Here is a 21,089-nt window from a genome sequence, read left to right on the forward strand (position 1 = left end):
TTTGCAAGAAAATCATGTAAAAAATGTGTCACTCACGATTCCAAAGAAGAAGCTTACGGTGTTCACCGGCGTTTCCGGATCAGGCAGTTCGATACAATCAGTAAGGGTCAGTTGAATCAAACTTTTACGACATATATTTAAAATAGATTGCCGACGCCCAGTCAACCAAACACATTGTCCATCGAGAATCTTTCCCCTGCGGTAGTCATTAGGAGGAAATGTCGTTCAGCGCTCGGTACAATCACAGATATTGATTCATTCTTACGATTATTATTTTCCCGCATGGAAGAATCCGATGTTTTCTCATTCAATCATCCAAAAGGGACGGTCGCCCTCGGCAACCTATACAGGTATAATGGATACGATAAGAGATTCCTTTGCCCAAGCTTTTTAGTTTCAACTCAAAAGGAGCTTGCCCCGAATGTCAGGGGAACGGATTTATTTATATCGATCTCGCATTCCCCGAAAGTGTTAGAGCTCCTTATGAGAGATGTCATGGCAAACGGTTTAAAGAAGCAGTTCTCCAGTATACATTAAATGGCAAATCCATATAGAATGTTTTAGATCTGACAGTGATGAATGCATGTGCATTTTTTTCGGAGTAAAGAGATCGTTGGCAATTTAAAAACATTATCGGAAGTGGGCCTAGACGACATGACATTGGACCAGCCACTTGACACACTATCTGGTGGAGAGGGCATTCTCCGGGTGAAGAAAGATTCCTAGCGAATTAAGCCAGCCGCTTAATACACTATCTGGTGGAAAGTGTCAGGGAGTGAAACTGGCAAGCGCGTTGCATCGAACCGGAAACATCTACGTGCTTGACGAGCCGACAACTGGACTTCATATGTCCGATATCGAGCTATCTTGAATCGTTTGATTGATAATGGAAGTAGTTATTGCCATTGAACACAATAGATATGATCAAACAAGCGGGTTGGATCATTGACCTTGGACCCGGTGGCGGAAAGAAAGGAGGAGAAATCATGTTTGCTGGTACACCATATGATTTCACAACAAAGAGCAACTCCCTAACCGCACAATATATAAGAAAAGATTTTCAACAGAGGGATGAACATTGAAAATCGAGCGTCTATTTGGAATCACTGTCTTGCTAATCCATCGAAAAAGAATGAAAGCGGCAGAGCTATCCAGGTACTTTGAAGTATCGGAGAGAACGATCTACAGAGATATCAATTCTCTAAGCCGTGCAGGGATTCCCATCCTGTCACTTCCCGGCCAAGAGGGCGGTTATGAATTAATGGAGGGATTTCGATTAGATAAAAAATACCTGACGTTAGACGATCTGCTTTCTATACAATGGGCATTGAAAAGCGTAGAAAACGCAACCGGCTTAAAAGATATTGAGTCTTTGCTTGCAAAAGTCAACCAGTTAATTGATCCAGAATCAATACAGGATCATTGTGTCCATTTTCAAATTTCGCAGTCAAGTGATCTTACGCAGCATCATATTCAAGTCATTTATCACTCGATTCAACATAGCAGAGTGATCAGAATACGATATGTTGACTATAACGGCAATGAAACAGAGCGATATATTGAACCTATGGCTATTTTTTTAAAAGATTACAACTGGTACACTTGGGCTTATTGTTTATTGCGACATGAGCTTCGGGTATTCAAACTCACACGTATCATCGAAACACTTAACACAGATCGCTATTTTACGAGACGTCCTTATACAATGGAGGATATAGACGCAAAGAAGAATGGGAAATCGGAAAACAACGCAATCCCATTCACAGTGCGCCTCCAGTTTAGTCAAGAGGCGAGAGCACAAGTGCTGGATAATTTCAGGGAAGACGAAATAATGAATCATCCAGATGGGACAATAAGTGTAACGAAAGAATATTACACCATTGATCAAGCCCTTACCCACATTATCAGTTATAGAAACAAAGTCCGTATCTTGCATCCGAAAGAATTGATTCACAAGTTTATAACTTGTTTAGATGACATGAAAAACATATATAAAGAATAAAATCGCCATGAAATGGAAAACCAAGAAACCTTCATGCCATAACATTATACATTTTTCCTTAACTAGATTGACAGACGGCTGAACAACCAATATGAAATTCCCAATTAATGGACGGTCCTCTCTCATATCAATGAATCAGGGCGGGACCAAAGACAAACAGTAGGATCATCGGTTTTTAGCGATCCTACTCTCCACCTTCATCAGTCTACATTTCATAGCAATATGAAAAACAGTTCTGTCTCTTTCAAAACTGACTTGCTTTATCTCCTTGGACCATCTGAAATATCGGGAGAAGAGCACTTAAAATGCTCATTCTTTTGCCAGCAATTGCAGCTCAATCGCTTCCATTTATAGAGCAAGCCCTATACTACTTTTTTTATGACTCCAACAGCTATCTCCTCTTCCGAAAATGAATTGCGTTTTTCCGAAGCCCTTAAGACAGGTTTCACATATTCCCTATTTATAGTGTGGGTTTGTGTTTTCATATGATATGATTTAGAAAAAGGGACCTCATATCGGTTATTTTGATACGAAATATGAACGAATCAGTCCCGTATGTCTTACACGATAGCGGATGTCACTGTCCAAGCCAGAAATGCCATTCACTTCTTTTAAAATTCCAGGGATAAAGGGTACAGCTATTATTAATATCCTCATGGAAGAAATCCAGAAAACATCGTTGAATCGTCACAAATAGCAAGCTCGTCATGCAAATGTTGAAGCTTAATATGAAACGGCATTATAAAAATTATGAAATATTCATATAAATCGAGTTGGTTTTAGCATAACATAGAACCAGCGCTCTTCTTTCACTGCAAAGAGGCGCACCAGCCCTAAAAGTAAAGGGGGAATACAAATCGTTAGTAATTTTTCAAAAAGCCTAAATCAATCCATTTTGTATGGCCTTTCGTTTGATTTATTTCTCGAGTGCGAATAGATTCTCGTCAAGAATAAGTAATTTTTATTGAGGAGTGTGAATATGAGGAAACCTACTTTTATATATACAAGTATTGGAAGCGGATTTTTTGCTTTAACACTCGTTTGGACAGTATATAACGCATATATGCCGATCATCTTGGGAGACTTTATTGAAAGTCGAGCAATCCGCGGTTCCATTATGGGACTAGACAATTTACTGGCCGTCTTGTTGATTCCCATCATTGGGGCTTGGTCGGACCGACTGAAAACGCCACTTGGCGGACGATTACCATTTTTACTCGTTGGAATGCCATTAGCAGCCTTATTTTTTATTATTCTTCCTTTTTCCAGTCAAACGACTCTTCTCATCTTGCTTATTGTTGATATCATCTTTTTATTGGCGATGACTATTTTCCGTGCGCCAGTCATTGCGTTAATGCCCGATCACACTCCAAAGGACGATCGTTCAAAAGCAAACGGTTATATCAATTTCATGGGCGGGATCGGCGCTTTAATCGCTCTTTTCATTTTAGCCCCACTTTATGATCAATCAATTTATTATCCATTTTCCATAGGTGGTATATTATTATTTCTAGCTGCCGTTCTCTTATTTTTTGTTGTTGAACGAAATCCAAAGTATGCTGCTGTCCATCAAGAAGAAAACGAAGAGGTGAAGGCGTTACAAGCATTAAAGGAAAGTGCTTCTAAATTATTCCATACAGATTTTCGAGGGCATTTATTTATTTTACTAGCAATCTTTTTATACTTTATAGGCTATAGTGGGCTAGAAGCGCAATTTACTGTGTACGCCACTGAACATTTACAAGCAAGTCCCGGAGATGCGGGGTTGACACTTGGTTTTTTTAGTTTATCATTTGTCGTGTTTGCAATTCCTGCGGGTATCATTGGAACACGGCTTGGCAAAGGAAAGACGATGTTACTCGGGTTGGTTTTCTTACCTATTGTATTTTTAATCATGCCTTGGCTCAGTTCCATGTTCGTTCTGAAAATAATCCTATTTATTGGCGGAATCGCTTGGGCGTTCATTAACGTGCAGGCCTATCCGCTCGTTGCCGATCTGGGAGGACTGACAAAAATTGGCTTTTTTACTGGAATGTATTACTTGTTCTCTATGTCAGCATCTGTCATTGCACCCGCGACACTCGGTTTAACAATGGACTTATTCGGACATCCAGCATTATTTTACACTGCCGCTCTTACATTTGTTATCGCCTATTTGTTGCTACAAACGGGAATAAAGCAAGTAAAGGGAAAAACAGCTTAATCTTTAGACGAAAATGAAAAACGCTTATCCATTTTTAAGATGAAAATAAGCGTTTTTTTTATTTGAAGGTCGGTCTCAACATTGATCACAAACCAAAGGAATTGTTTTGGATATTCCCTTCATATCTTGATCGCTCCCCGAAATAATAAATAGTAACCATCTCCCGCTGCATCCTCTTGCGAACATAAGTCTACCACTTCACGCCCTTTTTTTGTTATCGCCTATGGTCTTACCGTTTATCCCACTTTATTTAGTTACATGTTCATCAATGAATCAATCAATTCCTCATCCAGTTGCTCCTCAGAAATGACCCGAAATCCGTTTCTTTTTAATAATGCGGAAGTAACTCCGTCCCCAACAACTTGATTACCTTTGAACTCTCCGTCATAGATCATGGAACTTCCGCAAGAAGGGCTGTTTTCTTTCAGAATAACAATGGACGCATTGATTTCCTTCGCTTTTTCCAAAATGGCGTAAGCCCCTTTTATGTAAAAATCCGTTACATCCGCGCCTGATTTTGTCAGGACTTTTGCCTTGCCATCCAAGACATCAAAACCATTACCGGCTAAAATTTCCGCTGGTTCTCTTGGAATCGGCAACCCACCGCATAATTCAGGGCAGATCATGGCCGCCTTCTTTTCCGCCACCAATCTATGGATTTGTTTATTTAAACAATGTGTTCCATTATATCTAACTTCAAGTCCTGCCAGACATGAACTGACCAAGATCATTCAACTGCCCCCTTTTTCTTGATTCTCTACCTATTTTACTATATGTAAGATACTTATGATTTCTCATTGAATATTTTTTACACTTTCTATATAATTAGAACCAGGTACTAAAACTTGGTGACAAATAAGGGTGATTTTATGTATTCATTCGTTTTAATCTTGGCAACGATCATAATTCGAACTCTTGGTAAAGTGGAAGTTCAAAATAAACAAACACTCCCTCGTAAAGGGGGCTATGTTTTAACTTGTACTCATAAAGGATGGCTGGATGTTGTCGTTCTAGCCATTTGCACGCCACGCCCGATCCACTTTATGGCAAAACAAGAACTGTTCCAAAACAAGTTGATTGCCCGTTTTCTTTTTGCGATCAATGCCTTTCCGGTCAACCGCGAAACCCCTTCACCCAGCAGCATCAAGATACCTGTTAAACAATTAAAATCCGGAGAAGTTGTCGGAATATTCCCCGGGGGAACAAGGACGGTAGAAGATGTTTCCTTAAAGCGAGGAGCCGTTACGATCGCCAATTTGGCGAAGGTTCCAGTCGTTCCCGCAGCATACGAAGGGCCTGCTACTTTAAAAGAACTCGTAAAAGCGCGAAAAGCTACAGTCATTTTTGGAGAACCCTTCCATGTCAATACAAATAGTAAAGATGAGTTGAATGCTTTTACTAATCTTCTATCCGAAAAAACACATTTTTTGCAAAGCCAAATAAGCAAACAAAATTGAGTTTTATATGGTTGAGAATGTTACCAGGTCATAATATCTACTGATCTAAAGGAGCGATTATATGAATAACATCCCATCCAAAGCAAGAATAACCGCATTAGGAACTTATGTGCCAGAAAAAATACTGACAAATGATGATTTAGAACAAATGGTAGATACGAGCGATGAGTGGATTGTACAAAGAACAGGCATGAAGGAAAGAAGGATTGCCAATGAAAACGAATTTACATCCACATTGGCATTCAAAGCGATAGAACATTTAATTCAACAATACAACAAAGATCTTTCTGATGTGGATTGTATCCTCGTATCAACCACAACACCTGACTTTACATTTCCAAGTGTAGCTAGCCAAATTCAAGAGCATTTTCGCATTCAGCAAGCAGGCGCAATGGATCTGAATGCGGCTTGCGCCGGATTTACGTACGGATTGCATGTGGCCAATGGGCTCATTACATCCGGCCTTCATCGTAAAGTCTTATTCGTCGCTTCAGAAACCTTATCCAAGATCACGGACTATACAGACAGGACGACATGCGTCTTATTTGGAGACGGCGCAGCAGCAGTTTTAGTGGAAAAAGATGAGGAACTGCCAAGTTTCATCGCAAGCCATATGGGGACCCATGGAGCAGGCGGGATACATTTATATCGAACAAACTTATCCAAGCAAATGCATGGAAATGGCCTCAGTAAAATTGGGAAAATTGTCCAAAATGGAAGAGAAATATATAAGTGGGCTTCACGTACACTTCCATCGGGTATAAACGAGTTGCTGAAACAAGCAGGGATGCAAATGGATGACATCGACTGGTTTGTTCCCCACAGTGCCAACTTGAGAATGGTCGAATCTATATGTGAAAGATCGGGCTTATCCTTGGATCAAACATTGACAAGCGTTGAATATATGGGAAATACATCTTCGGTTTCTATCCCATTGGCATTACAAATTGGGATCAATGAGGGCAAATTGAAAACCGGGGATACCCTGTTAGTTTATGGATTTGGCGGAGGTCTTACACATGCAGGACTGATTATGAAGTGGGGTGCTGATCATGTTGGACACCCAAAAAGTGAAGGATATAATTAGACATCGCCATCCATTTCTATTGGTTGATAAGGTTATAGAGCTGGAAGAAGGAAAAAGAGCAATTGGAATCAAAAATGTAAGCATAAATGAACACTTTTTTAATGGTCATTTCCCTGATCATCCAGTCATGCCGGGTGTATTAGTTGTAGAAGCATTGGCTCAAGTAAGTGCAATTGTCATGCTATCTAAAGATGAAAACAAGGGAAACATTGGGTTATTGGCAGGAATAGATAAATGCCGTTTTAAAAAGCAGGTAAAACCAGGAGATCAGCTCCGGCTCGAAGTTGAAATTATGCGAGTAAAAGGTTCTATTGGCAAGAGAAAAGGAATTGCTGCCGTTGATGGGGAATTAGTTTGCCAATTGGAACTCATTATTGCATTTAGTGATCAACCGTAAAAATCAGCCTGGGGAGTCGCCCCTCCCCTTTCCTGAAAGAATGTAAAGCTTCCCTGATCATTTTCTCCTATTTCGCGTGTCATTACCATTACCTGCGACACTGTTTGAATGACTTTCACCTTACACTTCCATTTTATATTTTTCCGCATTCATTTGAGTCTTGCTTGAATCGCTTGATTCCGAATTGACATTGAGCAAGACGACCCCGACGATAATGAATAAAATAGCAAAACCCTTTGTCACCGTTAATGTCTCCTTGAAAACAAGATATCCGATAATGGCAATAGCTGCCGTGCCCACCCCTGACCAAATCGCGTAGGCAACACTTACCGGAATGGTTTTCAAGGAAAAAGTAAGACTGGCAAAAGCAAGTATGTAAAAGACAATCATAGAGATGGAAGGAGTCACTTTGGTAAACCCTTCGGACAACTTCATCGAGACGGTTCCTGCTATTTCAAATAAGATTGCGACTGCCAAATAAAACCAAGACATATTCTTCCTCCTTGTCGTTAATGATGGCACATCCACCATCATTGCTACATTTTCTTCTAGTGAGTTCATTGACTGGGCATAAAAATAATGGCAGTGAGCGTAATTCTCCACTTTCCATCCCAAGCTTCAGAAGCTGTTGGGTCGTAAGCCATTCAAAGTGGTTCATTTTGTTTATTCTCTCTGAAGCCAACCGTTCATTTGCTCTGAACTCTGCTTTGGGAACAATCAAGCAGTCCGCCATTGCTTTCATTGTAAAACTTTCACTCCTACAATTGCCTAAAACACATGTTGCTTCGATAATCGTTCTTTTGCTGTTCCCTTGTTCCGCACGACATCATTCCATTGCCAGTTCAACCTTTTAACCTACGATTTTAAAAACGGGGATCAAACATAAACGTTCTCCAATACGGTTATTGGCGTTTGGATTATACTATTCAGATACCACATTCGTCAATGGAACGCGCGAATAAAATTCAAAAAAAAACAGCCATCTTATTTGATGGCTAAGCCGTATTTTCCCACGTTTTCCTCAAAAAGGTGTTAGTTCGTACTGTCTCCATTCATCTCTTTTCGATCATATCGCTATTGAAAATCCCGGTTTCATCCAATTCTGCAAGGAAGCCTATACACCGAGCCTTCAAAATCGGCCGCTCAACCATGGCGGGGCCGACATCTGTTCTTCCGCATGCATAGCATCCAAAGCATTGAACACCCTTGCCTATCCCCCATAAATGTTTTTTTCATTAATAAATAAAGTCATAGAATTTCATCTTTACACGCTGCAACATATTTTTCGATTTCACCAGATCAGACAAGGTTTGATTCATAAAATGTTTCACCTGGATATATTGTTCTTCCGTGATTTCATGATGACTATAAATAGATGTTTGATTGATTTTCACTACTTGTTCAAACTGTTGTATATATTCTTTCGAATACTTCTTTTCCAAGGCCTCCACATAAGAAAACGTTGAGCCCCCCTTTTTGGGAATCCCGTCATAATGTAACAAGAGCATGATATATGCAAATAGGTTGGGAATGAGTTCCTTATAATTTGTCCCTTCAAAACTTTCCTTTCTTTTTCGGACGTCTCTTCTTTTTTTCATTAAATATAACATATAACCTGCAAGGAGCAGCCCTATCACAATGATGATGGCGATTGTCCATTTTTCCAATAAAGACATTTTTTCTTTCGGTTTTTGTTTTTTCGTCTTTTTGTGTTCTCGATCTATCACTTCTTGTTTTCCGGAAGGTGCGTTACTGGAAGATGGAGCCACTGACTGATGATGATCGGGTGCCGCAGCTCCCGTTGGATAATTGGATAGATCTGTTTTCTCCATCATATGATAGTAAGGCGGAGTGACCTCGATCGGAATCCAGCCAATTTCATCAATATAAATTTCTGTCCAAGCATGGGCATTCGTGCCATTTATCGTCATTTTTTCAAATGGTGAAGTTCCTTTGACGTCCTTTGGTGTAATCAAGTAACCTTCCACATATCGTGAAGGAATACCTAAGTAGCGGAACATGACCGTCGCCGCTGTCGCAAAATGCGTGGCATATCCTTCCTTTGTATCTTCTAAAAAATGCATGAGAAAATCTTTGTCTTTCTGAACGGGCTCCACATTCATGTTGTATGTCAAATTCTTTCTTAAATAACTTCTTACTTCTTCAATCGCTTGCTCATATGATCGCCGAGTCTCTTGTTCCTCTTTGATCATCCCGAGATGGTTCTGAAGCAACAATCTTGTTTCGCGCGGAATGGATGTATAGTTTTCATAAACAAACGCATTATAATGGCTTTCATTCTTTAAATACTCATCCACTGCCACATGATTTTTTGCCTCATACAATTGACTTGCCAACGCAGGATATTTTGTTACTAAATTAACTTTAGATTGATACTTATAAAAGCGTTCACCGAAAAACGCGGTAGACATCACCTTACTATCAGCGAACGTTTTTACTTTGTCAAACTGATCTTTTCTCGTTGCCAGTTCATAGGGCACATAAAGATATTTGCTATTGGCATTTACATTATGAATAGTAATTTGGATATTTTGATTTTTTTTTGAAGCGACAGTTGTCATATCGGACACAGTATTTAACTGATTAAGCGCATGAAAATGCGATTTGTTCAGCCAATAAAATAATCCATGTGAATCATAATAAACACGCTGATCCAAGTCCGTCCAGCGTTCCTTAGTATAAACAGAACCCACATAGCCTCTTAAATAAAGCGATGTCGGCTGATCCATAATGACTTCAAGAGCAGGAACATCCAACAGTTTAAGCTCGCCAAGGTTTCTGAAGTCTCCTTGAGTAAAAGTGTTCGTTTTCTCTTTTTCATAACGAAATTCAGCCACTTTATTCGTTAATGCATATTGTAAATCAGCAATTGTTTCATTTTTTGAATAACCCGAAATCGGTTCAATCATATTCAATATAAGAAAAGTACTGCTACATAACACAAGCACAATCAATGAAACGGAAAGAACGACGCCATTTTTACGATTTCCGAATAAGGGCCCCCGGTCTGTTCGATGTATAAACGAGTCGTTGACAACGAATAATGCGCTAAAAAACAAAAGAACATGATGATAAATACTGGGCGTCATTCCCGTATATATTTGAAAAACAAAGAGGGGCAAAATAACGATCCACATCAAAAGAGCTTTACGATATCGAACGATGACATGACATCCGAATGCGAGCATGACCGAAACATAATTCCAAAAAGAACTGGCGGCCAGCCGATATTGATCCGCGTCAATCGAAATCGCATACTGCTTCATCATAAATCCGGTATGAATTCCTATCGTTTCCGCTATTTGGTTATTGATTAACAACAAGCCGGCGATCATCAGCTTATGTTGTATGACCAAAAATATGATCAGCAGAAACAGGAAAGACGCAAGCAATGCGAAGCGTAATGTAGATCGCCCAAAAACGTTATTCAAAAAGGCAATCAGGAAGAAGCCGGGAATGACGGCTAAAAAGGACACATCTTCCAGACGAAACATTGATAATATATTTAATACAAGTGCTGTATATAATAAGCCCGAAATCAACACATTCCCCATAAACCGCCAGTGAGTTGCTCCCTGGCCGCTTTCCGCTTTTCTGTTCAAAATGTGAATGTGGCTGCCCACCGCTTGCAAATGATCATTCATTGCTACATACCCCTTATATACTAAGCTGGCGTAATTCCTCTTCTACATTGTTTGGCGTAAAGATCGTTCCTTCCGCTGTCAGCCGTTCTCTATCATCCGGTAAAGATTCTACGCACTTTAATACCGTTATTTCTAATTCACTCGGCCAATCTTCGGCGAATCCACCAGCCTGTTCCGAAGTGATATAGACGATATGAGAACATATCTCTTCTCCCATATTCAAATAATGCCTCATGACAGATTGTTCACTTTCCAACATTTGTATCTGTAGGAATCTGCTGTATAAACCAATGAAATGATCAACAGAATAGACTTCCTCTATACATAAGTGATTCGATTCATGATCAAACCAACCGATTGAAATCACATGTTCATATTGCAACAATGAGTTTGAAATCGAAACAAAAGCTTCCATCATCGCATCTGTTACTGCGGGCGCTTCTCTTTTACGCCCCGGAGAAATCGAAGTTTCCAGTAAAATGAGAAACGAATGATCGACCGTTTCGCTTAGTTCCTTTACAATCACATCATCGAACTTACTGGTTAATTTCCAATGAATTTGTTTCACATTGTCACCGGGAACATACTCCTTTATGCCGAATATTTCACTGGAATCGCTCCCTTTTTTTACAGCGGCCGACATGACGCCATCTCGATGTTCTACATTCGCTTCACTTAGATCGATCGCCGCCAAAAAAGTGTTTGGCAAAACAAACAGCCGGGCCATCGACTTCGGCTCGCTTCTTGTTGAAAACACACCCATAAAATCGTAACAAGTGACTTGTTCGATCCTCAGTTCTATGCAACCGCTATAAGCACTAACCATTTCTAAATCGATCCGTTCCCGCGCCTTCGCATTGATCGCGAAAAATACATGCTGTTTCCGGTTTTCGTTTTCACCGGTCAAAAGATTGCGAACCGATAAAGTGCATTTTACTTTTGCAATGGGCAAAAAGGAATGGTTTTTTGCTCGCAAATAGATAGCACCTTCTTCATGTTTATGAACAGTTCCAACTGTTTCAATGGAGATCACCAATCTATTTTTTATCATGAGAATGCTCATTCCTAAAAAAAGGACGATCACAATTGAAGCAACGAGTAAAAATAGCGCAAAATAAGAATCAGAAAATACATAGAATAAAAGAACAAATAAAAGCAAGAGAACCATTTGTATTCTTGATTGCAGCATCCTTTTCCCCCTCGACCAACATGCTCCGCGGCTGTTCATGTTCATTCATGCGCTTATTGCCGTTCTTTCCATTGAGCGTGCCTCGCCGCATGACCGGATTCATATATTAATTCATGGCCATCCCTTGAATATCCGGCGTTTTTATTTCTGCTAAAATTTCTTCTAATACATGATGTGAACGTTCATAGGTGATTTTCGACTTTTGGTCTAAAATAATTCGATGATTACAAGTATCAATAAACAGATCAATCACATCTTCAGGAATCACATAATCCCTACCTGTGACAAAAGCATTTGCCTTCGCAATTTTACTTATGGCCAACGCTCCCCGCGGGCTTATCCCTTGGACAATCAACGGGTGCTCTCTTGTCGCCTCTGTTAAGTGCGTAATATATTCTAAAATGGCGTCTGATACATGAATCCGGCTCACTTCTTGCTGCATCTCAATGAGCTCTTCCCTGGAAATCACTTCGCGTACGAGATCAAGCGGCTGTTCAATCTGGCGATCTTTTAAAATTTCTACCTGACTTTGAAAATCTGGATAGCCGATGCTCATTTTTATCATGAAACGATCCAATTGAGATTGAGGCAGTAATTGTGTTCCATACGAGCCGACTGGATTTTGAGTTGCAATGACATGAAAAGGTACTGGTAAAGGATATGTCTTTCCATCAACAGTTACTTTTTTTTCTTCCATTACTTCCAACAAGGCCGCCTGCGTACGACTGGATGTCCGGTTTATTTCATCCGCCAAAAGCAAATTGCACATAACAGCCCCATGTCGAAAAATAAATGTCCCCTGCTCTTTCTCATACATCGTAAAGCCGGTGACATCTGAAGCAACCACATCGGGTGTAAATTGAATGCGATTAAAATCTAACCCCATCACCTTGCTAAAAGCGAGGGCAAGTGTTGTTTTTCCTACCCCTGGAATATCTTCAAGCAAAATATGGCCTTGTGCTAAAATGGCCATAAAGGCTTTTTTGATAACGTCATCCTTCCCTTTCATCACTTTCTTTATTTCATCGATCACTTCTTGAGATTTATGGTTCATCACTAAATTCTCCCTCGTTTTTTAAGTCAAATACGGTTACATGCCATATTTCACTCTTATTCTTTCTAATTTTTCACCGATTGGCTTAATCGTCAACAATAAAAAGATCACATTGGACACCGCATAAACCGCCATAAAAGGCAATGAAAGCGCCACGGTTGCCACGTAGCGAGAAAAATGAAACGTACCATCCAACGCCATCACAGTCCATATATCCATCAGTAAAGAAAAGACAATACCCGCAAAGATCCCATATAAAATAAGAAGCAATCGCCGACTTTTCAACTGCTCACTTATATATGGCAATCCTGCGATAAAACCAATCATTCCCCATGAAAACATCTGAAAAGGTGTCCACGGTCCTTGTCCGAAGTAAAAATTGGAAAGAAGAGCAGATAAAGCCCCGACTAAAAAACCCGCCTCCGCGCCAAAAAACATCGCCGTAATCACAACAATCGCAGTAACAGGCTTAAACCCCGGAAGGGCCGCGAAAATAAACCGTCCCACTACCGACATCGCAATCATGACAGCTAACATGACCATTTTTCTCGTATTCGTTTTCCCGCGCTCAAAGGTAAAAAAAATCGGGACAAATGATAAAATGGCAATGAAAATAGAAATAACCATATAACTCCGATCACGAAAAGGAATAACACCTAACGCGATCAAAAGAGGAATGAGAAATAAGATCATCAAATAGGTTGTTTGTTTTTTATACATGTGCATACTCTTTTCTCACACCATTTAACCGGCATATTTCAATCACATCTTCACAAGTGATCGCATTCTCATAACGATGCCGCGATATCCGATTCGCCGCCGTCGTATAAAAATGATTATTGGAAAAAAAGGGTCCCGGCTTGTCGATCGACACAATTTCCTGGTCAAAAAACAAACCGCAGCGATCGGAAATTAACGCGGCGAATTCAACATCGTGTGTGACAACAATCATCGTCACTCCCTGCTTTTTTAAATCCAGTAAAATATCGCGTAAAACAAGCTTGGAAAAGGCATCAATTCCTTTTGTCGGCTCATCTAATAAAATAATCTTCGGTTTTAATAAAAGTATTTTTCCGAGTGCTACTTTTTGTTGCTCCCCGCCGCTTAAGTCATAAGGATGCTTGTCTAATACATGCGTAATCGAGAGCATTTCGGCAACTTCGTTTGTATATTTTTCAACCAATTCTTTTGTATAATCCATTACTTTGCCGATTTCCTGATAATCTTCGCTCACAGTCGCTTTCAAAAAAACCGTCTGCGGGTCTTGGGGCAATAACGCTAAAAGATGCTTATACAGCTCCTTTCCTTTATATTTTTTTATATTTTTCCCCTGAATGAAAACATCCCCGCGATATGCTCTATTTTGACCGGCTATGACGCTTAGTAACGTTGTTTTTCCCGAGCCGTTTCCTCCAAGAATGCTAACAATCTCTCCTTTTTTTACTTCAAGAGAGACTCCGGCTAATACATCCGGTAAATGTCTTTCATAGCGAAACCAAATATTTTTCAGCTGCAAGACAGTTTCTACTTCGCTATCATGATCCCTGTTTTCACAATCTACTCGGACAATATCGTTGTGAAAATGCTGTAAAAAAGCTCTGCCTTCACGAACCGTCAAAGGACTTTGCCCTTCCCCACCTACCCCATAAAAAATGCGGACAGCGCTCGGTAAAGCTTGCAACATGTTATGAGTTGCGTCGATTTTCTTTAATTGCTGCCCGACCGATTCCGGGCGTTCATTGAGGATGAGATTGCCTTTTTCCAATACAATGACTTGATCGGCGATCGGCAAGACTTCTTCCAAGCGATGCTCTGCCAACAAAATGGTTACACCTAAATCTCGATTTATTTTTTGTAATGTGCCAATAAATTCTGATGCCGCAATGGGATCTAACTGAGATGTCGGCTCATCCAAAATCAGCACTTGCGGTTGCATCACCATAATCGAAGCCAAGTTTAACAACTGCTTTTGCCCACCCGATAATTCCGTTGTTTTTTTTCGAAACCAGCCGTGAATGCCGAAAAAATTCGCCATTTCTCCGACTCGGCGGCGAATGATAGATGTAGGAACACCGATGTTTTCCAAACCAAACGCCAATTCGTGCCATACTTTATCGGTTACGATTTGGTGTTCCGGATTTTGCATCACAAAGCCGATATCACTTGCCGCCGTTCGTTCGTCCAATTCGTCAATGTTGACCCCTTTGTAATAAATATCCCCTTGCCGTTTTCCATGAGGAGACAGCTCCCTTTTTAGCAATCGTAATAGTGTCGTTTTGCCTGAGCCGGATTCACCAAACAGAACAATAAATTCTCCTTGTCGAACATTAAAATGTATATTTTGAATCACACTTTCCTTTTGCTGCGGATAGGTGAAACCGACATTTTCGACCTTAATAATCTCCACTGGATATTCTCCTTCGCTTCCATAATACAAGGAAAAAACATGAGTAAAAAAATACTGATATAATGGATCAGGTTTGCTGAAATGATGGCGAATGGAGATATGAACGGATAATAATGAAACGCAAAATCTCCTTTGTGAAAGCCGATCACGATCAAAATGAGCAGTAATACCAGAATGCCAAACATCCAGCGATCCCTTGCCTCCACTTTAAACAACGAAAAATTCGTCCGTCCTTTCAGTCCATACCCCCTTGCCTTCATCGCATCTGCCTGGTGGATCGCATTTTCCAAAGACCAAGTCAACATACTATTGAAAACGCGCATACCGCTCAACATTTTATCCGTTACACTTTCACTCGTATATAAGCCCAGTGTTTTTTGCGCCTGGTGCACTTTTTTTATTTGCCATTTAAATAGCGGAATAAATCGTAAAGCCATAGAAACAACTAAAGCCAATTTCGGAACCGCTTTTCCAAACAAATAAAGAAATTTATCGGCCGTCACAAGCTCACTATACGATTTGCTCCAAAAAATAATGGCCACTAGCATTGTTGCAATCGCCACGCCATAGATGATCGCTTCAAAAGTCACAGGATTATCATTCATAAAAAAGAGAATCGTTTCACCATTATGGCTAAATAGTGGATTGGTTATCGCAATTAATAAAAACACGAGCAAATAAAAGCCGATATCCTTACAAAAGGTTTTCAATGGTGTCATCATCGCGAAAAAAAGCAAACTCCCGATCAGAGAACAAGCTAAAACGACGGGATTTAACGTAAACATCGTAATAAATAGAACGAACACGTAATAAAAAAATAAAACGGCTGGATGAAACGAGGAAAAGCTCTTCATTTTACTTTCACCTCGTTTTCGTTCATGTTTCGTTTAAATTCATGGCCTACATCTCTCCCCAGATCACACGTATAGTGAAACTCGATCACATCTCCATCTTCCAACACATATTTACTCACACCATAATCGGGAAATGTCCCATTTACCGCGTACATCCAACCACTTAAAGGACCGCAGGAAAATTCATAGAGATGATGAATCCCTTTGATATAAACACTTCCAAACGCATTTTCATCCGCACCTTGAAACTCCATATGGATGCGATTATGGCGAACTGTCCGGTGCAAAATATCAAAAACTGTATCCCCTGGCCGCAGCACATATTCTGTTTCTTTTAAAATGACACCGTCTTTCGGAACATATTTTTCAGATCTTAGTTCAGGAGATAATTTATCCCAGTTCTGTAAAATCGTATCAGCCCGGATACTGATCGTAACCGTTTCTGAGTCTTCTCTTATGTCATCAATATGCGTTAAGTAATACTCATCGACAGATTGAATCTTTGTCCCGGAGATTAAGACTGCCACGAGGAGAGCGATAAAAGCGAGCAGTAACAGATCTTTTCGCAACGTCACTCCCCCTCGCTACATATTCTCGTCGGTGACAAGCATTTTCTGTTTTAACTTTTCCAGCTTCCTTTTTCTTCGTCTCCATATGAATACCATTGTCGCTACAACAAGGATGATACCAATGGCGATAGAGATCATGCGCGCGCGAATGAGATTATCGATTTGTGTTTTTGACTTTTCAACATCTTCATAACTTAATATTTTCTGTTTGTCATAGGTACTCAATTGTTCATAACGGGCAACAATATCCTCGACATGATCCTTATCTTTGATCGAAAGCTGATGAAAAGGATACAACTTATCCAAAATATCCTTGTTTAAGGCTTCGATTTCGGCCTTGATTTTTTCTATGGCCGCTTTCTTGTCATGTAAATCATCTAAAAGATGCTCATATTCGTTGCGATTTTCTGCCGCTTCTAATTTCTCAAGCAGTTTAACGACCTCTACGTAATGTTCTGTAGTCAACTTTTGCGGTAATTTTTTGGCCTGATCTTCATCTTCTTTTGTAAAAATAGCAGGTGAAAAGACTTCTGCGTTTTGATTAAATAAAGGCGTAATCGTACCATTTCCACTTTTTGTTTCGCCGATGTTTTCAGCAATCCGTTCTGACGTATTTTCTATCTGTAAAGAATTCATCGCATCCGCCAGTTTGGCGTAATTAAATACGTAAGACCTTTCAGCGATCGGAATCTTCAAATAGGACGAAAAAATCTCCTTCACTTTTTCACGATCTTTATTTGACACGGGCTCTGGCAAATTCTCAATCGCATGTTGAAGCGAATGTATTTGTTTTTTTAAAGGGGCATCCATTTCACTGCGAAAATCATAAAGTGTTCGATAGTCGCCATAGTAGCGATATAGTGCGACAAGAGCATATAACGCTTGTTCACTTGCCATCGGATTCGATTCATTCGGCAAAGACGACGGGTTTTCGGGATCATATGTCTCTGAATGAATAAACCCGCCATCATTCATTTGATATTTCTTCAATCCATCAAGTAACGTATTGCCATTTTTTATAAATCTTTCATCTTGTAGTGGGTCTATCCCGAGTGCTGTTAAGGCGACGACCACTTGCGCAATGCTTTCTACATTTTCCGCTTCCTGGCTCGCATAGCCCCCATCATCCAATTGCAATGTGGACAACGTCTCAATCGCTTCATCAACCGCTTGACGCACTGTTTTTGTTACTTTTTCTTCTGCCGCCTTTTGTTCATACGTATACACTTGTTCGCTATTATAGTAAGGCGCCAATGCTTGCAAAGCCATTGCCGTCATATCCGGATCGGTTTGGGGGCCATGTAAGGAAAAGCCGCCATCAGGCAATTGCATGCGTAAAATTGCTTGTATCATATCATTTCGATCAGCAGACGCATCCTTTGGCACTTTATAACGCATACTGTCAAGCGTGATCAATCCCCAAATCCAGCCGTTTATCCCTTGCTTGCCGAGTGATTTCGTCTTGCCGCGATCATACGTACCATCTGCAATGAGGTTGATCGGCTGTCCCTTCTCATCTTTTCCGATTTGTGTCGGGTCGCCGCCCATCGCTAAAATCGCTAATGAGATCCGATGCCATTCCGTCGCTTTTGAATCACTCAACTTATTTTTTTGTTGATAACGTTGTGTAACCGTATCGCCAATGACCGCCAAATAGGCTTCATAATCGTCAGGATAGCCAATTCTGCCAATGCCGATCGGATACCAGTCTCCCGTGGTATCCCCGGCATTTTCCAAAAATGGATTGTTCAGTAATGGATCTCCCGCGCTCAAGCCGATACTGCCCTTTTTCCAATTGATAACCCTCTCTATATCTTCTAATAGAGCTTCCGGTTCCACGGGCGGAGTTTCCGCATCTGCCGAAGCGGCCATCGTGACGACAGTAACGACCGATATGATGAACACTGTCACAATTCGTGATACATAATTATTCTGCATGCTTACATCCTCACTATCGAAATCCTACTTTACCATTCCTTATGATAATTCGTTCCCGGACTTCCTCCGCCAATATCAGCGCCCAATGCCAGCGTAAAGCGAATTCGAACGACTTGACCATCTTTAAAATAATAATCGGCAAAACCGACGTTCGGGTAATGGCCGTTCACACTATACATCCACCCCGCCCCACTCGAAAAATCAAACTCACCTAAGAAGTCTGAATAGTAATCATTTAATTCAAAATCTCGTTCAACGAGCTCAGCTAAGTCTGCAGGAATGACCGGATTCGTCACTAAACCCGGTTTATAAATGGCTTCTAAGTAGAATGAGTTTTCATGTTTTCCGGTATAGTCATACTCAATGCCATATTCTTTAAACACCCGGTCAATCGTCCTAGATCCGGGTTCGTTTGGATAAAGATCAACTTCTTGTGGCGGAATGATATAGCCCAGTCCGATCGTAGACGCTTCAAGACTAAACGTTATCGACCCAATCTTTTCGTCTTCGTTGGCAATTTCCCCATATACCGTCAGTTCGTATGTCCCGATACTCCCGCTTTTTTGGTCTATGGCTGTTATTTCAATATGGTTAGGTCCATTTTGCACATTGAGAGAATAACTAACTAGTGTCCCATTACTATGATTATAAGGAACCCTTTTCCCATTGTTTGTAACGGTAATCGCTATATGATTACTTTGCAGCTGCTTGCCATTATCATCGACCACCTTGACATGGAAGGTTTGTCTCGGGTTTCTTAACGTTTGCCCGTCTTCAAGATCCGGTACGATGATCTTCAGAATATTTTCCGCTTCATCGCCATCTTCCTCTTCTGCTTCACCGCTTTGAGGTATTGCGTAAGTAACGGTATAGTCTTGGGTAAGTGTTTTTTCACCACTTTTGGCTGTTAGTGTGAAGAAGTTTGTGCCTTCTGACAGCGTTACGGAATAGTTTCCTTTTCCATCATCCTCAATCGATTCATCATTGAGTGTCACAGATAAATCCGCTTTTTCGTCTCCATCTTTAGCAACCGCAAAAAAGGAAAATGCGGCGTGAGTGACCTCTTGATCCTCTAAATTAGTGTCTATGGTTAATTCTGATTCCGTTTCTGGTTGCTGATATATAACGCTATATGCTTTTTCCGCTTTTTTTCCTTCATGTTCTGCGGAAATAACAATGTGATTCTCCCCGGCATGTAAAACCGCTTCGTATTGATGCGTGCTTGCTTCTTTCAATGGGCCATCATTTACAAGGACCGTTAGCGGTATCTCTTCACCATCGACTTCAGCTCTCGCTTTAAATGATAGTTCTTGTTTATTGACTTCAGCTTTATCTTCCAGATCAGAATAAATGATGATTTCTTTTACTTTTAAAATAACGGTATATGTTTTAGAGACAGAAAAGATCTTGCCGTCTTTATCTTCATACGTTACTTTCACGGTGATTGTATTTTGACCTTCGGCCAAAGTAACCGAGCCTTTGAACTTTTCTTCTAATTGCTCATTCACAAAGACCTCTGTCTGTTTCACGATGTAGTCATGTTCTTTTTGCTTAATGCGAAACGAATATTCTTCATCTGTTACAACTTCGCCATTCACAATGGTCGTTGTAAAATAGTCGTTGTCTTTTAAGCCATTTCCATCGGTTACATGATCAGGATCTTTGATTTCAATATGCGGGGAATCGTTGTCCACTTGATCGCCTTCACCCGAATGTCCAGTATCTTCACCAGTTCCCTGGCCTTCAGCATTCTCACCTTTTGTGTATCCGTCACTGTTATGGCCATGTTGTTGATTTGCTTGTCCCTCTTTACTCTGCTTTTCTTTTTTAGCGTGTTGGAACTCTTGCTGATCGTTTTTTTCTTCCTCGTTTTCTTTGCGGTCTATATTTTCTTTATTCTCTCGTTCACTTTGACTGTCCCTTGTCTCTTCCGCATGGACTAAATGTTTATGGTCGCTTACTAAAGGAACACGCGAACTGTTGTCTGACGTATCTTTAAGAGGATTATCAGGAAGCACGGTCTTTTGATGACTTAGAGCGTAACCGACATACGTCATGAAAAAACTCACAATGAGAAATGCGGTCAACACTTTAAACATTGTTTGTCGCTTTGGAAAAGCCCTTTTCAGTTTATTCATTATTTTTCCCATAAAAATACGCCTGCCTTTTACTACCATTGTTTCATTCCTGTACTCATCGAAGCAGTCAAGAGTATTGTCCTCCTTCGGTCACTACAAGAAAAGGAACGGCTTGAAATGAATCGTTGT

The 21,089-nt window shown here is 40.4% G+C and carries 17 protein-coding genes and 1 pseudogene; 6 read left to right on the forward strand and 12 right to left on the reverse strand.

Translation table 11 applies throughout. The features are described 5' to 3' along the window. Nucleotides 1–325: 325 nt before the first annotated feature. The 3 genes and pseudogenes from JOC94_RS23575 to JOC94_RS15520 form a co-directional block, all read left to right on the forward strand. A pseudogene (locus tag JOC94_RS23575) lies at nt 326–1,082 on the forward strand (hypothetical protein); the annotation flags it as partial. Continuing rightward, nucleotides 1,079–2,002: a helix-turn-helix transcriptional regulator gene (locus JOC94_RS15515; RefSeq protein ID WP_205179811.1), complete on the forward strand. Its 924-nt coding sequence runs from the start codon at nt 1,079–1,081 to the stop codon at nt 2,000–2,002. The pseudogene JOC94_RS23575 and the gene JOC94_RS15515, both read left to right, overlap by 4 nt. 979 nt (nt 2,003–2,981) lie before the next feature. Next, nucleotides 2,982–4,205, forward strand: a complete 1,224-nt coding sequence (locus JOC94_RS15520) for an MFS transporter (protein ID WP_205179813.1) — start codon at nt 2,982–2,984, stop codon at nt 4,203–4,205. Nucleotides 4,206–4,459: 254 nt separating this feature from the next. On the opposite strand, the gene JOC94_RS15525 is transcribed toward JOC94_RS15520, so the two are convergent. After that, nucleotides 4,460–4,936, reverse strand: coding sequence for a DUF523 domain-containing protein (locus JOC94_RS15525; RefSeq protein WP_077114184.1), 477 nt, complete (start codon nt 4,934–4,936; stop codon nt 4,460–4,462). Between the two features lie 138 nt (nt 4,937–5,074). Here JOC94_RS15525 and JOC94_RS15530 point away from each other — a divergent pair, with 138 nt between their 5' ends. The 3 genes from JOC94_RS15530 to fabZ all read left to right on the forward strand — a co-directional run bounded on the left by JOC94_RS15530 (nt 5,075) and on the right by fabZ (nt 7,146). Beyond that, nucleotides 5,075–5,662 (forward strand): lysophospholipid acyltransferase family protein, encoded by a 588-nt coding sequence (locus tag JOC94_RS15530; RefSeq protein ID WP_077114186.1) that lies wholly within the window; start codon nt 5,075–5,077, stop codon nt 5,660–5,662. Between the two features lie 70 nt (nt 5,663–5,732). Continuing rightward, nucleotides 5,733–6,749, forward strand: a complete 1,017-nt coding sequence (locus JOC94_RS15535) for a ketoacyl-ACP synthase III (protein WP_328799806.1) — start codon at nt 5,733–5,735, stop codon at nt 6,747–6,749. Next, nucleotides 6,715–7,146 carry a 3-hydroxyacyl-ACP dehydratase FabZ gene (gene fabZ, locus JOC94_RS15540; protein WP_205179817.1) on the forward strand — a complete coding sequence of 144 codons (432 nt, stop codon included), beginning with the start codon at nt 6,715–6,717 and terminating at the stop codon, nt 7,144–7,146. Before JOC94_RS15535 ends, fabZ begins: the two co-directional genes overlap by 35 nt. A gap of 120 nt (nt 7,147–7,266) precedes the next feature. On the opposite strand, the gene JOC94_RS15545 is transcribed toward fabZ, so the two are convergent. From JOC94_RS15545 to JOC94_RS15595, 11 genes are all read right to left on the reverse strand, one after another. Next, nucleotides 7,267–7,638: a DMT family transporter gene (locus tag JOC94_RS15545; protein ID WP_205179819.1), complete on the reverse strand. Its 372-nt coding sequence runs from the start codon at nt 7,636–7,638 to the stop codon at nt 7,267–7,269. Next, nucleotides 7,601–7,888: a hypothetical protein gene (locus tag JOC94_RS15550; RefSeq protein ID WP_205179821.1), complete on the reverse strand. Its 288-nt coding sequence runs from the start codon at nt 7,886–7,888 to the stop codon at nt 7,601–7,603. The genes JOC94_RS15545 and JOC94_RS15550 overlap by 38 nt, the downstream gene beginning before the upstream one ends. A 493-nt stretch (nt 7,889–8,381) precedes the next feature. After that, the gene (locus JOC94_RS15555) at nt 8,382–10,811 is read right to left on the reverse strand and encodes a transglutaminase-like domain-containing protein (RefSeq protein ID WP_205179823.1); all 2,430 of its coding nucleotides are present in this window, start codon (nt 10,809–10,811) and stop codon (nt 8,382–8,384) included. Between the two features lie 13 nt (nt 10,812–10,824). Continuing rightward, the gene (locus JOC94_RS15560) at nt 10,825–12,000 is read right to left on the reverse strand and encodes a DUF58 domain-containing protein (protein WP_205179824.1); all 1,176 of its coding nucleotides are present in this window, start codon (nt 11,998–12,000) and stop codon (nt 10,825–10,827) included. 106 nt (nt 12,001–12,106) lie between these two features. After that, a complete protein-coding gene (locus tag JOC94_RS15565) occupies nt 12,107–13,054 on the reverse strand; it encodes an AAA family ATPase (protein WP_205179825.1) in 948 nt (315 codons plus the stop codon). A 36-nt stretch (nt 13,055–13,090) separates the two neighbouring features. Continuing rightward, nucleotides 13,091–13,774, reverse strand: coding sequence for an ECF transporter S component (locus JOC94_RS15570; RefSeq protein ID WP_205179826.1), 684 nt, complete (start codon nt 13,772–13,774; stop codon nt 13,091–13,093). Continuing rightward, a complete protein-coding gene (locus JOC94_RS15575) occupies nt 13,767–15,461 on the reverse strand; it encodes an ABC transporter ATP-binding protein (RefSeq protein ID WP_205179830.1) in 1,695 nt (564 codons plus the stop codon). Before JOC94_RS15575 ends, JOC94_RS15570 begins: the two co-directional genes overlap by 8 nt. Further along, nucleotides 15,401–16,315, reverse strand: coding sequence for an energy-coupling factor transporter transmembrane component T (locus JOC94_RS15580; RefSeq protein WP_205179832.1), 915 nt, complete (start codon nt 16,313–16,315; stop codon nt 15,401–15,403). The genes JOC94_RS15575 and JOC94_RS15580 overlap by 61 nt, the downstream gene beginning before the upstream one ends. Then, on the reverse strand, nt 16,312–16,884 hold the full coding sequence (locus JOC94_RS15585; RefSeq protein WP_205179833.1) for a DUF4430 domain-containing protein: 573 nt from the start codon (nt 16,882–16,884) through the stop codon (nt 16,312–16,314). The genes JOC94_RS15580 and JOC94_RS15585 overlap by 4 nt, the downstream gene beginning before the upstream one ends. A gap of 15 nt (nt 16,885–16,899) precedes the next feature. Continuing rightward, nucleotides 16,900–18,822 (reverse strand): prenyltransferase/squalene oxidase repeat-containing protein, encoded by a 1,923-nt coding sequence (locus tag JOC94_RS15590; protein ID WP_205179834.1) that lies wholly within the window; start codon nt 18,820–18,822, stop codon nt 16,900–16,902. A gap of 29 nt (nt 18,823–18,851) precedes the next feature. Then, nucleotides 18,852–20,972 carry a DUF4430 domain-containing protein gene (locus tag JOC94_RS15595; RefSeq protein WP_205179835.1) on the reverse strand — a complete coding sequence of 707 codons (2,121 nt, stop codon included), beginning with the start codon at nt 20,970–20,972 and terminating at the stop codon, nt 18,852–18,854. Nucleotides 20,973–21,089: the final 117 nt, after the last annotated feature.

This window comes from Siminovitchia thermophila (assembly GCF_016909185.1).
In the GTDB taxonomy this organism is placed as follows: domain Bacteria; phylum Bacillota; class Bacilli; order Bacillales; family Bacillaceae_C; genus Siminovitchia; species Siminovitchia thermophila.

Coding starts and splice junctions, on each gene's coding strand:
- JOC94_RS15550 (WP_205179821.1), bottom strand. CDS start 7,888: ATGAAAGCAATGGCGGACTGCTTGATTGTTCCCAAAGCAGAGTTCAGA.
- JOC94_RS15525 (WP_077114184.1), bottom strand. CDS start 4,936: ATGATCTTGGTCAGTTCATGTCTGGCAGGACTTGAAGTTAGATATAAT.
- fabZ (WP_205179817.1), top strand. CDS start 6,715: ATGTTGGACACCCAAAAAGTGAAGGATATAATTAGACATCGCCATCCA.
- JOC94_RS15530 (WP_077114186.1), top strand. CDS start 5,075: ATGTATTCATTCGTTTTAATCTTGGCAACGATCATAATTCGAACTCTT.
- JOC94_RS15520 (WP_205179813.1), top strand. CDS start 2,982: ATGAGGAAACCTACTTTTATATATACAAGTATTGGAAGCGGATTTTTT.
- JOC94_RS15570 (WP_205179826.1), bottom strand. CDS start 13,774: ATGTATAAAAAACAAACAACCTATTTGATGATCTTATTTCTCATTCCT.
- JOC94_RS15580 (WP_205179832.1), bottom strand. CDS start 16,315: ATGAAGAGCTTTTCCTCGTTTCATCCAGCCGTTTTATTTTTTTATTAC.
- JOC94_RS15560 (WP_205179824.1), bottom strand. CDS start 12,000: ATGCTGCAATCAAGAATACAAATGGTTCTCTTGCTTTTATTTGTTCTT.
- JOC94_RS15555 (WP_205179823.1), bottom strand. CDS start 10,811: ATGAATGATCATTTGCAAGCGGTGGGCAGCCACATTCACATTTTGAAC.
- JOC94_RS15565 (WP_205179825.1), bottom strand. CDS start 13,054: ATGAACCATAAATCTCAAGAAGTGATCGATGAAATAAAGAAAGTGATG.
- JOC94_RS15545 (WP_205179819.1), bottom strand. CDS start 7,638: ATGTCTTGGTTTTATTTGGCAGTCGCAATCTTATTTGAAATAGCAGGA.
- JOC94_RS15590 (WP_205179834.1), bottom strand. CDS start 18,822: ATGCAGAATAATTATGTATCACGAATTGTGACAGTGTTCATCATATCG.
- JOC94_RS15595 (WP_205179835.1), bottom strand. CDS start 20,972: ATGGGAAAAATAATGAATAAACTGAAAAGGGCTTTTCCAAAGCGACAA.